Source organism: Streptomyces sp. GL_148 (assembly GCF_057834205.1).
Genome location: NZ_CM174396.1, coordinates 7,718,382 through 7,732,838, shown reverse-complemented (window position 1 = coordinate 7,732,838; position 14,457 = coordinate 7,718,382). Strand labels below are relative to the sequence as shown.

At 71.0% G+C, this 14,457-nt stretch carries 15 protein-coding genes and 1 pseudogene; 10 read left to right on the top strand and 6 right to left on the bottom strand.

The features are described from left to right. Positions 1 to 208 precede the first annotated feature (208 nt). The 3 genes and pseudogenes from AC3IYI_RS34955 to AC3IYI_RS34945 all read left to right on the top strand — a co-directional run. Entirely contained in the window at positions 209 to 556 is a 348-nt protein-coding gene (locus tag AC3IYI_RS34955; protein WP_489407441.1) for a GntR family transcriptional regulator, read from the top strand. After that, positions 553 to 1,536 (top strand): DUF1648 domain-containing protein, encoded by a 984-nt coding sequence (locus AC3IYI_RS34950; protein WP_489407440.1) that lies wholly within the window; start codon positions 553 to 555, stop codon positions 1,534 to 1,536. Before AC3IYI_RS34955 ends, AC3IYI_RS34950 begins: the two co-directional genes overlap by 4 nt. A gap of 346 nt (positions 1,537 to 1,882) precedes the next feature. Next, positions 1,883 to 2,074: pseudogene (locus AC3IYI_RS34945) on the top strand (CorA family divalent cation transporter); the annotation flags it as partial. Positions 2,075 to 2,214: 140 nt separating this feature from the next. On the opposite strand, the gene AC3IYI_RS34940 reads toward AC3IYI_RS34945, so the two are convergent. Together AC3IYI_RS34940 and AC3IYI_RS34935 are read right to left on the bottom strand one after the other, a co-directional pair. Then, complete coding sequence (locus AC3IYI_RS34940) at positions 2,215 to 3,303, bottom strand: magnesium and cobalt transport protein CorA (protein ID WP_489407439.1); 1,089 nt, start codon at positions 3,301 to 3,303, stop codon at positions 2,215 to 2,217. Between the two features lie 418 nt (positions 3,304 to 3,721). Further along, positions 3,722 to 4,687: a pirin family protein gene (locus AC3IYI_RS34935; RefSeq protein ID WP_489407438.1), complete on the bottom strand. Its 966-nt coding sequence runs from the start codon at positions 4,685 to 4,687 to the stop codon at positions 3,722 to 3,724. A gap of 160 nt (positions 4,688 to 4,847) precedes the next feature. On the opposite strand from AC3IYI_RS34935, the gene AC3IYI_RS34930 reads away from it, so the two are divergent. From AC3IYI_RS34930 to AC3IYI_RS34905, 6 genes are all read left to right on the top strand, one after another. Next, positions 4,848 to 5,216, top strand: a complete 369-nt coding sequence (locus AC3IYI_RS34930; protein WP_489407437.1) for a tetratricopeptide repeat protein — start codon at positions 4,848 to 4,850, stop codon at positions 5,214 to 5,216. A 146-nt stretch (positions 5,217 to 5,362) separates the two neighbouring features. Continuing rightward, the gene (locus AC3IYI_RS34925) at positions 5,363 to 6,559 is read left to right on the top strand and encodes a methyltransferase (protein ID WP_489411784.1); all 1,197 of its coding nucleotides are present in this window, start codon (positions 5,363 to 5,365) and stop codon (positions 6,557 to 6,559) included. A gap of 87 nt (positions 6,560 to 6,646) precedes the next feature. After that, positions 6,647 to 7,411 carry a MerR family transcriptional regulator gene (locus AC3IYI_RS34920; RefSeq protein WP_489407436.1) on the top strand — a complete coding sequence of 255 codons (765 nt, stop codon included), beginning with the start codon at positions 6,647 to 6,649 and terminating at the stop codon, positions 7,409 to 7,411. A 124-nt stretch (positions 7,412 to 7,535) separates the two neighbouring features. Continuing rightward, on the top strand, positions 7,536 to 8,165 hold the full coding sequence (locus AC3IYI_RS34915) for a DUF6230 family protein (RefSeq protein WP_489407435.1): 630 nt from the start codon (positions 7,536 to 7,538) through the stop codon (positions 8,163 to 8,165). Then, the gene (locus AC3IYI_RS34910) at positions 8,156 to 8,611 is read left to right on the top strand and encodes a DUF6114 domain-containing protein (RefSeq protein ID WP_489407434.1); all 456 of its coding nucleotides are present in this window, start codon (positions 8,156 to 8,158) and stop codon (positions 8,609 to 8,611) included. The genes AC3IYI_RS34915 and AC3IYI_RS34910 overlap by 10 nt, the downstream gene beginning before the upstream one ends. Continuing rightward, entirely contained in the window at positions 8,608 to 9,264 is a 657-nt protein-coding gene (locus tag AC3IYI_RS34905) for a hypothetical protein (protein ID WP_489407433.1), read from the top strand. The genes AC3IYI_RS34910 and AC3IYI_RS34905 overlap by 4 nt, the downstream gene beginning before the upstream one ends. A 76-nt stretch (positions 9,265 to 9,340) precedes the next feature. Here the strand turns inward: AC3IYI_RS34905 and AC3IYI_RS34900 are convergent, their stop codons facing one another. Next, positions 9,341 to 12,118, bottom strand: coding sequence for a penicillin acylase family protein (locus AC3IYI_RS34900; protein WP_489407432.1), 2,778 nt, complete (start codon positions 12,116 to 12,118; stop codon positions 9,341 to 9,343). Between the two features lie 173 nt (positions 12,119 to 12,291). On the opposite strand from AC3IYI_RS34900, the gene AC3IYI_RS34895 reads away from it, so the two are divergent. Then, the gene (locus AC3IYI_RS34895; RefSeq protein WP_489407431.1) at positions 12,292 to 12,591 is read left to right on the top strand and encodes a DUF2087 domain-containing protein; all 300 of its coding nucleotides are present in this window, start codon (positions 12,292 to 12,294) and stop codon (positions 12,589 to 12,591) included. Here AC3IYI_RS34895 and AC3IYI_RS34890 read toward each other — a convergent pair. The 3 genes from AC3IYI_RS34890 to AC3IYI_RS34880 form a co-directional block, all read right to left on the bottom strand. After that, entirely contained in the window at positions 12,564 to 13,328 is a 765-nt protein-coding gene (locus AC3IYI_RS34890; RefSeq protein ID WP_489407430.1) for a metallophosphoesterase, read from the bottom strand. The two genes, AC3IYI_RS34895 and AC3IYI_RS34890, sit on opposite strands and share 28 nt — an antisense overlap. Before the next feature lie 139 nt (positions 13,329 to 13,467). Next, complete coding sequence (locus tag AC3IYI_RS34885; RefSeq protein WP_489407429.1) at positions 13,468 to 14,244, bottom strand: MerR family transcriptional regulator; 777 nt, start codon at positions 14,242 to 14,244, stop codon at positions 13,468 to 13,470. A 4-nt stretch (positions 14,245 to 14,248) separates the two neighbouring features. Then, the gene (locus AC3IYI_RS34880; RefSeq protein WP_489407428.1) at positions 14,249 to 14,386 is read right to left on the bottom strand and encodes a hypothetical protein; all 138 of its coding nucleotides are present in this window, start codon (positions 14,384 to 14,386) and stop codon (positions 14,249 to 14,251) included. Between the last annotated feature and the right edge of the window lie 71 nt (positions 14,387 to 14,457).

The following is a 14,457-nucleotide window of genomic DNA, read 5'->3' as shown; positions in this document are numbered from 1 at the left end:
GGGGGATGCCTCTCGGCGAGAGCCAAGCGCATGGACGGGCCCATGCGTATCTGACTGCCGACCAGGCTTCCCGGCACACCTGGCGTTAAAGATACGTCAGTAACTCGTCAGGAGGCAGCTGAAAACAACCGTTCCACAAGGGAGTTGCCCCTGCAGAGCCATCGACGCCTCCTCACAGAACATGAATGGTGCTAGCTTCATTAGCACCATGCTGCTCAGACTGGACACCGCAGACAGCCGCCCCCTCCACGAGCAGGTCGCAGGGGCGATCCGGCGGGCCGTCTCCGAGGGCGAGTGCGCTCCCGGGGACCGACTGCCGCCTGCCCGCGAACTGGCGAAGGCCCTGGACCTGAACACCAACACGGTCCTGCGCGGGCTGCGCACCCTGCGGGACGAAGGGGTGCTGGAATTCCGGCGCGGACGCGGGGTCACGGTCGCCGCAGCCGCCGGCCGACGGTCTCAACTGCTCGAAAGAGCACGCGAACTGGTCGCCGACGCGGCCCGCCTGGGCTACAGCAGAAGCGATCTCATCGAGATGATCAAGGAGCTGTCGTGACCGACCGGACGGAGAAGCTGAGGAGCGGGTCCCGTTGGGGAGCCGCCACCTGGGCCGTGGGGGTGCTGTTCGCGCTGGTCGGACTTCCGGTGGCCGCCGCCGACCGGCTGCCGCAGCGGCTGGCCACCCACTGGAGCGGCAGCAACCCGGACGGCTCGATGCCCCTGTGGGCGGCCGTCGTGTTCCCGGCACTGATCTGGGCGGTTCTCGTACTCGCCCTCACCCTCGCCCTCACCGGCCGGCCCGGGAGTCGGCAGGCCGCCGGGCCGTGGGCCGGAGTCACGCTGCTGTCCGGCGGGGTCGTCCTCGTCGGAGCCCAGGCGGCGATCGTGCGCGCCAACCTGGACCGTGCCGACTGGCGGGATGCCGGATCAGTAGGTGCGGGGCTCGCGATCACAGCGGCGGCCGCGCTCACGGCCGGCCTGCTCGGACGGTTGACAGGGCGGCGCACGGCCGCCGATGCGGGCCGCCCGGCCGGGGCCCTGCCCACTATGCCCATACCCGACGGGGAACGCCTCGCCTGGCTCTCCCGCACCACGAACCGCTGGCTCCGCCTGACCGCCGCACTCGCCGGCGTGATCGCCGCGGCCGCCGCACTGGCGGGGGCGGTCGGCCTGACCGGCCCGCAGTGGGCACTGATCGCCCCCTTCGCGCTCGTCTCCGTCCTGACCCTGGGCTGCTCCGCCGTACAGGCCCGGGTGACGCAGACCGGCCTGGAGGTGGCCTTCGGCCCCCTCGGATGGCCAGTGCGCCGCTGGGCCGTCCACGACATCGCCGCGGCCCGCGCGGAGACCCGTACCCCCGCCGAGGTCGGCGGCTGGGGCTACCGGCTCAGCGGTCTCGGGACCACCGTCATGCTGCGGGCCGGGGAGTGCCTGGTCATCCGGCCCCGCAAAGGACCGGAGTTCGCCGTGAGCGTCGACGACGCAGAACGCGGCGCTGCCCTGCTCAACAGCCTCGCCACTCGCAGCCATGACTGATCCAGCGCACTCTGCCTGACAGGCCGCGGACCGGCCCCGGACACGCGCAACGGCGGCGCCGGTACGTACGAACCAGTTGTTGCTCGCCGAGCTCCTCCAGCCCGCCTTGCCACTCCCCTGAGTAGCCTGTCGTGAGCGACGTTGGACGACCCCCGACCTGCAGGGCTCCTCTTGGCGAGACGTTGTCCGCTGGGGGGGAATCTGGGGGGGAATGAGGCCTCGCTGGGGGGCGGCTGGGGGGAATCGGCTGCATATACGGCGAGCAGGGCGAAAGGCTCGGAAAGGTCGATCGCTGCAGGTCAGACCGCCCGGGTAGGGAATTTCCGCAGGTCAGCGGCATCCAGGTGACGACTTCAAGAAGATCTCCTCGTGGGCGGCCATCCTCTTCGCCCCTACCCTGGTAGGGACGATCTATGGCATGAACTTCGAGACGATGCCCGAGCTCAAGTGGGCCGCCGGCTACCCGTTCGCCCTGGCGCCGATGGGTGTGGGGTGCGTCGGCCTGTACATGGTCTTCAAGCGCCGGGACTGGCTCTGAATGGGGAGGGAGACCGGCTGTGCGCAAGCACCTTCCGAAGCTGTTCGTCGCCGCGATCGGGTCCTGGATCGCGCTCATCGTGATCTGGATCCACCTCACCGAGTAGGTTCCCGCAGTGCCGGTCGCCCGGCGAGAGCGGGTCAGAGCCAGCCGTTGCGGCGGAAACCCCGGTGGATGACGAAACAGGAGACGGTGATGACTCCGAGGACCATGGGATAGCCGTAGGTCCAGCGCAGTTCGGGCATGTGGTCGAAGTTCATGCCGTAGACCCCGCAGACCATGGTCGGCACGGCGATGATCGCGGCCCAGGCCGTGATCTTGCGCATGTCCTCGTTCTGGGCGACGGTCACCTGCGCGAGGTGGGCCTGGAGGATGGATTCGAGCAGCGCGTCGTAGGAGGCGATCTGCTCGGTGGCCCGTGTCAGGTGGTCGGCCACGTCGCGGAAGTAGGCGCGGATGTCCGGCTCGATGACGGGCATGGGCCGCGTGGCCAGCTGCTGCAGCGGCCGGTCCAGGGGCGCCGCGGCCCGCTTCAGTTCCAGCAGCTCCCGCTTGAGCTGATAGATCCTGCCCGCGTCGCCCCGACCGCTGTGATCGCTGAAAACGGCGGACTCCACGGCATCGATATCACTCTGTACCGCGTCCGTGACGGCCAGGTAGTCGTCTACGACATGGTCCGCTATGGCGTGCAGGACCGCGGCCGGCCCCTTGGCCAGCTGCTCCGGCGTGGCTTCGAGAACCTCCCGCAGCGGGCCCAGAGAGCCGTGCCCGCCGTGGCGGATCGTGATCACGAAATCCGCGCCGACGAAGGCCATCAGCTCGCCGGTGTCCACCACCTCACTGGTGGCCGTCAGCTCCGCATGCTCGACGTAGCGCACGGTCTTGAAGACCGCGAACAGCGTGTCGTCGTACCGCTCCACCTTGGGCCGCTGATGCGCGTGGACCGCGTCCTCGATCGCGAGCGGGTGAAGGCCGAACAACTCGGCGAGGCCGGCGAACTCCTCCTGGTCCGGCTCGTGCAGACCGATCCAGACGAATCCGTCCCCCGACTTACGGACCCGCTGCAGGGCCTCTTCCGCCTCACAGCCACCGTGCTGCCGTACGCCGTCGACGTAGACCACACAGTTCACGACCGCACTGCCCAGCGGCGACCGCCCCGGGTGGCTGAGGTCCACGGCACGCCCGTAACTACGGCGCACCGCCTGACGGATGTTGCTGAACAGCGACACTACGACTCCTTCGGCAACGGCGGCTTCAACACCGCGCGTTGTTGACTGTCCACAACATGCCCGCGCTGGCCTGCGCGACAGTCCGCCAGCCGGCTGCAGCCTCGGACGAGAGCTCGCCCAGAGCCGTCCGAGGCAGTCCGAGGCAGTCCGAGAGTCCAGGACCAGGCGCCTCGCCGTGACGCCCCACGCCGGCCGGCGTCCCCGAACATGCGCTCCAGAAATCTAACTACTCGTCAGTAGAGTCAGCAAAGGGTCAGCATTCGTCCGACCAGACCTGACCACACCCTGCTCCACATGGGATGGGAACCCAAGATCAAGAGACCTGCCCGGAGACCTCAACTTCATCCGCCAGACCATGGGAACCGGAACGAAAGGACAGCCCTTCCGTCCGGCCTACCCATGACAACATCGGCACAGTTCAGCGCACTCTTCCCCTGGGTTTCAGGCGAGTTGGGGGTAGTTCCGGAGCCGGAATCGGAGCGCCGTCGTAGCCCTTCACCTCGCCGTAGCGGGTGCCGTTCATCCACTCTTCGCGGAAGCCTGCGATATCCTCTTGGGAGCGTCCGATCCAGTTCCAGAACATCACGATCTCCTCCTCGAACGGCTCGCCGCCCAGCAGCATCAGGCCGGCGTCCGAGACCGCGCGCAGCGGGAGGTCCGTGCGGCCGCAGCCGAGGTAGAGCATGGCGCCCGGGAGGACCGGGACGCCGTCGACGTGGGCTTCGCCCGACATCGACAGGACCGCGTACTCGAAGTCCGGGTTCAGCGGGAGCCGGGTCTCCGTGCCCGCCGCCAGGGTCAGGTCCGCGCCGACGATCGGGCTGTACGCGGTTCCGGGCGAGGTCGCCGAGTCCAGGGTGCCCAGGATGACCGTCGCCGTCAGGCCCGGGGCGCTGACCTGCGGGAGGTCCGCGTGGTGCTGGAAGTGCGGGTCCACGTCGCGGTGCGCGTCCGGGAGGGCCACCCACAGCTGCGCGCCGTGCAGGAGGCGGGCGTGCGGGCGCGGGCTCTCCTCCGAGTGGCTGATGCCCCGACCCGAGGTCATCAGGCCGAGCTCGCGCGGGCGGATCGTCGCCAGGCTGCCGACGCTGTCGCGGTGCAGCACCTCGCCCTCGTGGAGCCAGCTCACGGTCTGGAGCCCCGAGTGCGGGTGGGGCGCGACCTGCATGCCGGGCTCGTCGGCGATGTCGTCGGGGCCGTAGTGGTCGACGAAGCACCAGGCGCCGACCATGCGGCGGCCCAGGTTCGGCAGCAGCCGGCGGACCTCGGTGGACTCGCCGAGTTTGACGGTGCGCGGGCTCAGGAGCTCGCGCACGGGCTCGGCGACGACGAACCCGCGGCCGCCGCAGGTGGAGAGAGCGGGCTGGCGATCGAGATTGCTCATACCGCACAACTTAGTCCCGGCGCCGCCGCCGAGGTCATGGGAATGTGCGTACGGATCCTCGTGTTGAGCAGCCGGACGGAACGACGAGCACGGCAAGGCGGGGCAGAGCCCCCGGCTCGGCCCGGCTCGGCTCGGCAGATGCACAGTGGAAGGGATCCCGATGGACGTCATGGGTGCGATCGACGCGCAGCAGGGCTACCTGGAGCACGGGACCGCCGCCGAGCGCTGGGACCGCGGCCTGCTCTTCTTCGAGGCGAAGGAGTATGCGAACGCCGCCCGCGTTCTGCACGGCCTGGCGGCCGAGGCTCCCGAGCTGCTGGCTCCGCGGCTGCTGCTGGCCCGCGCCTACTACCACTCCGCGCAGCTCTCCAAGGCCGAGCGCGAGCTCCGTGCCGTTCTGGACCGCTGGCCCGTGGAGGACTACGCGCAGCTGATGCTCGGGCGGACCCTGCAGCGCCAGGGCCGGGCCGCAGAGGCGGCTCCGTACCTGCGGATCGCCGCCGCGATGGCCGGGGACTTCCCGGAGTAGCGGTGCCGGAGGGGTCGCAGGGGCGTACGGGACCGGGTCCGGGCCGGGCCCGCGGCGCGGCCGTGTGCCGCGCCGCCGACTCTCCCGGCCCCACCCGTGCGGGACCGGGGCGGTCCCTCGGTTAGCCTGGGGGCAATATGAACCGTCTGACCACGCCCTTCGGCTCCTACGAGCTCGCCCGCTTCCCCGAGGACCCGCGCGACCGGCTCTTCGCATGGGACGCCGCCGACGAGTACCTGCTCCGCCACCTCGAATCCGGTACGGGTGAACGCGGCCCGGTGGATCTGGCCGGCGCCGGGCAGATCGCCGTGATCGGTGACCGCTGGGGGGCGCTGACGACGGCGCTGGCCGCGTACCACCCCACGCAGATCACCGACTCCAGCCTGACCCGCTCCGCCACCGCGGCCAATCTGGACCGCAACGGCATCGGGACCGCCAAGGGCACCGTGACCCTCCTGACGACGCAGGACGCGCCGCCGGAGCGGATCGACGTGCTGCTGGTGCGGGTGCCCAAGAGCCTGGCGCTGCTGGAGGACCAGCTCTACCGCGTCGCCCCGCACGTGCACGCGGGCACCGTGGTCGTCGGCGCCGGCATGGTGAAGGAGATCCACACCTCCACGCTGCGGCTCTTCGAGAAGATCCTCGGTCCGACGAAGACCTCGCTGGCCGAGAAGAAGGCCCGGCTGATCTTCTGCACGCCCGGGAACCCCGGGGCCGCGCACCCCAGGACCGACGGTCCGTGGCCGGTGACGTACACCGTCGACCAGGACGCCGGGTCGGGCTCCGGTCTGACCGTGGTCAACCACGCGGGGATCTTCTGCGCGGACCGCCTCGACGTCGGCACCCGCTTCTTCCTACAGAGCATTCCGACCAACACGGACGGGGCCCGCGTCGTCGACCTGGGCTGCGGCAACGGCATCGTCGGCACGGCGGTCGCGGTGGCCGACCCGGAGGCCGAGGTCGTCTTCACCGACGAGTCGTACCAGGCGGTGGCCTCGGCCGAGGCCACGTACCGCGCCAACATCCAAGGACGCCTGGACCGCGCCGAGTTCATCGTCGGGGACGGCGTATCGATGCTGCCGCCCGGTTCGGTGGACCTGGTGCTCTGCAATCCGCCCTTCCACTCCCACCAGGCGACGACCGACGCGACGGCGCTGCGGATGTTCGCGCAGTCGCGCAAGGTGCTGCGGCCGGGCGGCGAGCTGTGGGTGGTGGCCAACCGCCACATGGGGTACCACACCCACCTGCGCCGCCTCTTCGGCAACAGCGAAGTCGCTGCGAGCGAGCCGAAGTTCGTGGTCCTGCGGGCGGTCAAGCGGCGCGAGCAGCCCCGCGGCGCGTGACCTGCCGGTACGCCCTGCGCGGCGCTCTCCCAACCGCCCCGGGCTAACCCGCCGGTAGGCCCGTCACCACGTCCTACACTCGGCCGCGTGAGCAGTCAGGTAGATCAGGACGCGGCCGTCGGCGGGCACTACCGCCGGGAGGAACTGGCCCGTGCGGCCGGGGTCAAGGTGCGCAACCTGCGCTACTACCAGGAGCGCGGGCTCCTCCCGCCGCCGCGCCGGGAGGGGCGGATCGCCTGGTACTCCGACGACCACCTCACCCGGCTGCGCCTGATCAACGACCTGTTGGGGCGCGGCTACACGGTCAACGGCATAGCCGAGCTGCTGGCTGCCTGGGAGCAGGGCGGTGGACTCTCCCAACTCCTCGGTCTGGAGCGGGAGATGACCCGCGACTGGGAGGAAGAGGACCCGGTCGTCATGTCCCGCGCCGAGCTGCGGGAGCTGTTCGGCCCGACGGCCTCCCCCGAGGACACCCGGCGGGCGGCCGAGCTGGGGTACGTCACGATCGACGGCGACCTGGTCACGCACCGCAGCAAGCGGCTGCTGGCGGCGACGGTGACGCTGGTGCGTGCGGGGGTTCCACTCGCGGAGGTCCTGGACGCGGGTGACTTCGTACAGACGCAGGCGGCCGCGGTCGCGGACCGGTTCGTCGCGCTGTTCAGCGCGCACGTGATCGGAGCGGACGGGCTGGAGCAGCTTTCGGCCACGCGCCTGCGGCAGATCACCGAGGCGGTGTCGGCGCTGCGTCCGCTGGCCGGCGAGGTCGTGGCCGCCGAATTCGCGCGGGCGATGGCCCGGCGGGTGGACGCCGAGGTCGCCGAGCTGCTGCACACGGAGTCTCCCGGGGCGTGACTTGGCGAGTAGGACTCGGCCGAAAGGGTACGCCCGAGCAACCTTGCCAACCCCCATTGGCACTCTTACATTCAACTCGTCGGTAACAAACAACGGCGCACAGCCGAACATAAGGGACGATCTCATGGCAGATTCCCCGAAGTTATCCGAGAGGGCCGACGATGCGGGCAGGGTCCGCTGGCGCCGGTTCGCCGTACTGACCCTCCCCGCCGTCGCCGTGACCGCCGGCCTCGGCATCGCCCTCGCCGAGGGTGCGCTCGCCGCCTCCTTTGCCGTCTCGGGCCAGCAGTTCAAGGTGTCGGCGAAGAGCCTGGAGGGCGAGGGCTTCGCCCAGTACGGCAGCGTGGACGTCAACGCCCGCGAGGAGCTCATCCCGGTGGCGGTCACCGCCATCAGGGAGGCCAAGCTCCACAGCCTCTGCCAGTCGGTGGTCACCACCCTCCCGATCATCGGCGACATCTCGCTCAACCTCACCGCGGGCCAGAAGGCCCCCGTCGAGGCGAGCAACCTCTTCGTGGACGCCACCCAGCTCTCCGGCGACGCGGTCTTCACCAACATCGAGATCGGCCGCGACGCCTCCACCCTGGACAAGGGGCCGGCGGACGCGGTGGGCATGCAGGACCTCTTCGCCCAGCAGGCCGACACCGTCAGCATCACCGATCTCCACCAGACGGCCTGGGCCACCAATGCGGGCACCTTCAAGCTCTCCGGGCTGAACATGAACATCAGCAAGGGCAAGAAGGAATGCTTCTGAGCCGCTGGCGGCGCTGGCGGCGCGGCCGGCCCTTCTGGGGCGGGCTGTTCGCCATCCTGGCCGGGGCCGAGATCTGTGTCCTGCCGCTCGCGCCCTTGAAGATCATGCTCCAGCAAGGGGTGGCGGGGATCCCGTCGGTCCTGATGGGCATCGTCATGATCGTGCTCGGCCTCACCGCCTGGTTCTCCCCGCCCCAGCGCGCCCTGGCCGGCGTCCTCACCACCCTCATCGCCATGGCCGCACTGGTCCTGTCGAACCTCGGCGGGTTCCTGATCGGCACCCTGCTCGGCATCCTCGGCGGCGGCCTGATGTTCGCCTGGCAGCCGTACGCCGCTCCGCACCCCGGCACCTCCGGGGCCGCATCCCACACAGCCGCATCCCACACAGCCACGTCCCCCACGCCGGCTCCCCCACCGCACCACGATCCCCAAGGAGCACAGCCATGAGCCGTACGCGCACCACCACGCTCGCGCTCGCCGCGGGCGCCGCGGCCGCAGCCATGTCCCTCGCCCCGGTCTCCGCCACCGCCCTGCCCTTACCCCTGGCCGGGTCGACCACCGTCACCCCGGCCGGGCACGCCTTCAAGGCCGCCCTCAGCGGGAAGGCCACCCTCAAAGCCGGTTCCGTAACGGTGACTTGCACGGTCTCCGTCTCCACGGGCACGGTGCCGGCCGCCCCCGGCAACCACAACCCGGCGGGTCCCGTCTCCTCCCCGATCTCCCCGCCCACGTACAGCTCGTGCACCTCCAGCATGTGGGGCGTGACCCCCACGGTCACCACCAGCGGCGCCTGGTCGGTGTCCATGCAGGACGGCTCCCCCGTCACCGCCACCATGACCGTGCCCACGGGCGGGCTGGTCGTCCACACCACCGGCCTCGCCGTCTGCACCGTCACCGCCGCCCCCTCCGGACCGGCGAGCGCCCCCGGATCCTGGACGAACGGCGCCCCGCCGAGCCTGACCTTCACCAACGCCTCGGTGCCGGTCACCGTCACCGGCGGCTTCGGCTGCCCGACGAGCGCGACCGCGTCCACCTTCAACGCCGTGTACAAGGTCACCGACACCACCGACCCCGCGCAGCAGATCACCGTCGCCCCCTGACGCGGACGCCCTTGCGCGAGGAGGCCCGCCGGTCCCGGACCACTCCGGAGCCGGCGGGCCTTCGTACACACGGGCCTCAGCGGTGGGCGGGGAACTCCACCACCTGCTGATAGGTGGGCCGGTTCTGCCAGTTGATCTGCGGGTGGGTCAGGCCGCCCACCGGACGCTGCACGATCGCGTCCGCACACCACTGGTTGCCCGCGGCGCAGATCCCGTCCGCCGGATACACGGCGGCGGGGGTGGCGGCCGCCGCCTGCTTGAGCGTTGCCGTCATGGCGTCCCGGCACCCGGAGAGCGAGCCGCCCCCGCAGTACGCGCGGGCCAGTGGTCCGGACACCGGACGGCCGAGGACCGTACGCAGGTCCTTGTCCACATAGCTCCACCAGCCGTACTGGAAGGCCGAGCCGGCGTGCGAACCGGTGGGCCCGTGGCCCGCGTTGGGTGCCTCGTCGATGGTGAGCGAGGCGCGCAGGGCGTCGTAGAGCGGCGCCCCGAGGCCGGGCTTGAACTCGGCCTCGACGAGCAGCGGCCACCAGGCGTCCATGATCCGGACGGCGTCCGCGTGCGCGTAGGCCTTCGAACCGGGCGCGGTCTCCTTGCGCTCGGCGCCGGCGGCCTGCCACGCGGCGAGCTTGTCGATCGCGGCCCCGACGGCCGGGTCGGTGACGGGCGCGCTGCGCAGCACGGCCAGCAGTTCGGGCAGCAGGTTCTCGGCGCGCAGGTCGGTGACGGCCGCGTCGGCCATGGCCTGGGTGAGCTTGGCGCGGGTCACGCCGCCCGCCGCAACGAGAGGTTTGACGCGCTGGTCGAGGAGGTCGCCGCGGTGGACGGATCCCATCCCGAAGCCGGCCGCGCCGTACCCCTTGGCCTGCTTGTTGTTCCAACTGATGTAGTAGTCCTGGCCGATGGACTGCGGGTGCTCGGCGGGCGGAGTGTAGGCCGCGGTGTTGGCGGCCGGGTCGAAGTCCTGCCATTCGTATGGCTGCTTGCCCTGGATGGGCAGCGCCGCGTCGACTCCGGCCGGACGCACCGGGTTCGACCCGCTGTTGTAGTAGGCCGCTTCGCGGGAGTCGGCGTAGAACCAGTTGAAGGCGTAGCCGATGCGCTGGGCCGCCTCCTGGAAGGTGCGGGCGTCCTTCACGTAGGAGGGGTCGTTGAACATCTGGAAGCCGATGATCGAGTCGGCTTCGTGGCGGTACGTGGAGCGCAGCGCGGTGTAGGCCACGGGCCGGCCCGCCACGGTCGCGCGGTGCGTGACGATGCCGTAGTGGGTGCGCCACACCTGCATCCGGTAGGAGCCGCCCGGGGTGGGGTCGGCGACGGACGACTTCCAGGTGTTGGTGTGTTCCAGCTTCTCCATCGGGGTGCACGTGCCGCGGTAGAGGTACGAGGTGCTCGTCCTGGTCGGGGCGCCGCCGCCGGGCTCGCACAGTTCGACGGCGAAGGTGTCGGTGATGTCCTGGCCGGCCGAGGTGGCGCTCCAGGCGTAGTCCTGGCCGCGGCCCAGCTGTACGTACATGCTGACGCCCGCGAAGGAGGCGCCGCGCGCGCTGATGCCCGGGCCCTGGAGCTCCTGGAGCATGAGGAGTTGGGGCGCGAGGTAGCCGGTCTGCGGGCCGAAGACGGCGACCGGGTGGCCGCTCGCGGTCTTCGCGCCGGAGACGAGCAGGGCGTTGGACATGCTCTGCTTGACCGGCCCCGGCGGGGTGGCCGCGGCGGCGGTCGCGGCCGAGCCCGTACGGTCGTACACGAGCTGCTCGGCGGTGACCGAGCCGGCGTCGGGCAGGGCCGCGCCCTGGGGGGCGGCGGGTTTCTGCGCGTAGGGGAAACTCGTCCCGTCGTGGACGGTGAGCACGGCTTCGGGGTCCTCGCGCTGGCGGAAGGACTCCCAGACCCGGGTGCCCTCCTCCAGGCCGTACGTCTGCTGCGCGGACAACAGGGAGAGCGCGGCCTGTACTTCGCCGCCTCCGCCGCCGCCGAACAGGCCGCCCACGACGGAGGCGAGGGCGATCAGGTCGGTGAGTGTGAAGGGCTTGATCTCTCCGGCGTTGGTGATCGAGTTGATGTGTCCGGTCAGCACGTACTCGCCGGGGAAGTAGCGGCCGTTCTTCGACTGCACGCGATAGGTGTTGATGCCGTCGATGTACGCCTGGGCGTCCTCCATCGCGAGCCGCCCGCGCTCGCCCTCCGCGGTCCGGATCCGGTCCACCTGGGCCTGGAGGTCCGCCTCGGTGTACGGGGCCTGCGGCCAGAACTGCTGCTCCAGGCCCTGGTTGGCGAGGGCGCCGCCCGCGAAGGGGGTGAGGTCGCCCCGGCCGACGTGCCGGAAGAGGTCCATCTGCCAGAGCCGGTCCTGGGCGGCCGCGTAGCCGGCGCCGAAGGAAGTCCCGTAGCGGGTCGTGCCCTTGATGTGGGGGACGCCGCTCTTCTTGTCCCGGGTGATGGTGACGTCGGAGCGCGGGCTGCTGGTGGACTCGACCTGGTCGGCCGGGACACCGAAGGAGGCATCGTTGAAGAACTCGTTGACCTTGGCGTCGGTGAGGCCGGGATAGCCGGCCACCAGAGAGTCGTAGCGGGCCAGTTGGTCGGAGGTGTGGGCGGGCAGCGTGCCGAACGCCTTGTGGGCGAGGATCTGGGCGAGGGTGGCGTTGCCGCTCTGGCCGGGCGGCAGGATGTCCGCGCACTGCCCTCCGCAATAGTCGGCGTAGTCGGCGATCGGGAGCGCCACCGGCGCGTCGGACGCCGAGGCGGCCGGGGCCAGCAGGGCCGCTCCGAGGGCGATGAGTGCGGTGGCGACGGCAGTTCTCGTGCGAGCGCTCGTGCGGGCTCTCGTGCGCGTGGTGGGGCGTCGCATACGTGCTCCTCCGTGGGGGGCAGGAACCGGTCACGGGGAGGGTAATGGCAGGTGCTACCACTCAGTAAGATGAACGACCGTCACTTTTCTCCGGCGCGGAAGATCCCGCGCCGGAGATGGCGCGCGGGAAAACCCGTTGCCCGGGGGCGGCCGGCCGGGCGAAGCTCCGTGACATGCCAGAAAGCACCGCAGAGACCAGCACGCGCACCCCCCGCGGCGTCACCGACCTGTTCACCGCCGGCGGCCGCCTCACGGCCATCCCGCGCAAGGCGGCCCGCCGCGAGCAGTTGCTCGTCCACCTCGCCGAGACCCTCTTCGCGGCGGACCGCACGTACACGGAGCCCGAGGTGAACGGCCTGCTGCTCACCGCCCACGAGGACTGCGCGGCGCTGCGGCGGTACCTGGTCATCGCCGGGCACCTCACCCGCACCCGCGACGGCTCCGGCTACCGGCGGGCCACCACCACCCTGTAGTAGGTCGTCAGGCGGCCGTCCTCGCCGATCACATGGAAGGCCACGGCCGGCGGCTCGTCCGTGTGGATGTACTCGCTCCCACCGGACGCCGCCTCCCACGGGAGCCGCGTCGTGGACACCACACTCGGAGCCACGAGCAGCGGCCGCCCCGCGAACGTGGTCGCCGCGCCGGTGTGGGCGTGCCCGCACAGGAACGCCGTCAGGTGCGGGTGCCGCTCGGCCAGCGCCGCCAGCCGCTCCTCGCCGAACTGCCGGCTGCCGTCCACGTACGGGATGTGCAGCGGGACGGGCGGGTGGTGGAAGGCGACCAGGACGGGCACCTCGCGCGGGGTGTCGGTGAGCACCCCGTCCAGCCAGGCGATCGTCGAGTCCTCCAGGTAGCCCCGGTGTTCACCGGGTAGGGACGAATCACACACCGCGAGGACGAAGCCGTCGCCGCGCAGCACCTGGTCGACCGGGGCCGCGGACGGGCGTTCCTCCCCCAGCAGGCCGCGCCGGAAGCCGGCACGGTCGTCGTGGTTCCCGGGACAGACGACCAGCGGATGACGGGAGCCGAGGGCCTTGCCCGCCTCCTCGTACTCCTCCGGGCGCCCGTGATCGGCGATGTCCCCGCTCACCAGCACCGCGTCGAGCTCGTACGGGAGCCCCTCCAGGTACTCCATGACGACCCGGGTCCGCTCGGCGGCCCGCTCCCCGCCGTTGAGGTGCACGTCGCTGAGGTGAGCTATCACGATCACGGGCGGTGGCTCCTTCGGTCCGGAAGCTGGGATTGTATGCCGCGGCACTTGGGGCCTGGTCACGGCCCGACGGGCCGACACGGAAACCTCCGCCGCTCGTCCCTGACCGCGGTACGCCTCCAGCGGCCACCGTAGGCCGTCACTGATGCGGGATGCCGATGCCGGCTGCCCGCAGGTGCGCCTCGACCAGCGTGTTCAGCCGGGCGATGGACGGCTCCTGGTCTTCCCGGTGGTGGTTGACCACTCCGTACCGGGCTGACGTGTCGGAGTGGCGCCGAGGCCCGGTCGGCATCTCCAGCAGCGAGCGGTCGGCCAGCAGTTTGGCGGCCAGCGCGGACGCCAGCTCCTCGATCCGCGGGTCGCCCGGATCCCAGGACATCGCGTCCAGGCCGCGCTTCGTCAACGCGACGAACTCGGGGTCGTCAAGCCCGTGTTCAAGCCTGGAGAGGAAGGCGTCGAAGACCTCCGGGACCAATGCCCGGGCCAGCACCAGGGCCTCCCGTTGAGTGGCCACGTACTCGGGGTCGAAGCCGAGGGCGGCGAGTCGGTCCAGGACCGCGCAGGCCCGGTCGGGCAGCAGGGCCCGGTCGCCGTGGGCGAGCCGGTGCAGCGTGTCGCGTCGCGCGAGCAGGTCCTCGACCTGTTCGGTGAGCCGGCGATGGACATCGTCCAGGGCGGCGGCGAACCGCTCGGGATCGGCGTCGAGCAGTTCGCCGATCTCGGCCAGGGGCACGCCGGCTCCGGCCAGGGTCCGGACCTGGACCAGTCGCAGGAGGTCGGCCGACACGTAGCGCCGATAGCCGGAACCGTCTCGCTGCGGCTCGGCGACCAAGCCGAGCTGGTGATAGTGCCGCACGGTCTTGATCGTGACGCCGACGAACGCCGCCGCCTGACCTATCGTCAGCCCGCCTGCCATCGACTCACCGCACCTTCGGATCGTGGGCGCCTGCGGTGTCGCGATCCGCATCGGCGACGGGACGGCAGGGCTCGGGCAGGATCGAGCGGTGGCCACCGGGGACCTGGGCGCTCACATTGACGTACGGGTTGCGGATGATCACACGGGCGAGGGTAGCGCGCACCGGGTCCCGCTCATCGACCAGGCCGTGGAGGCCGACACCCCTTCCAGGCC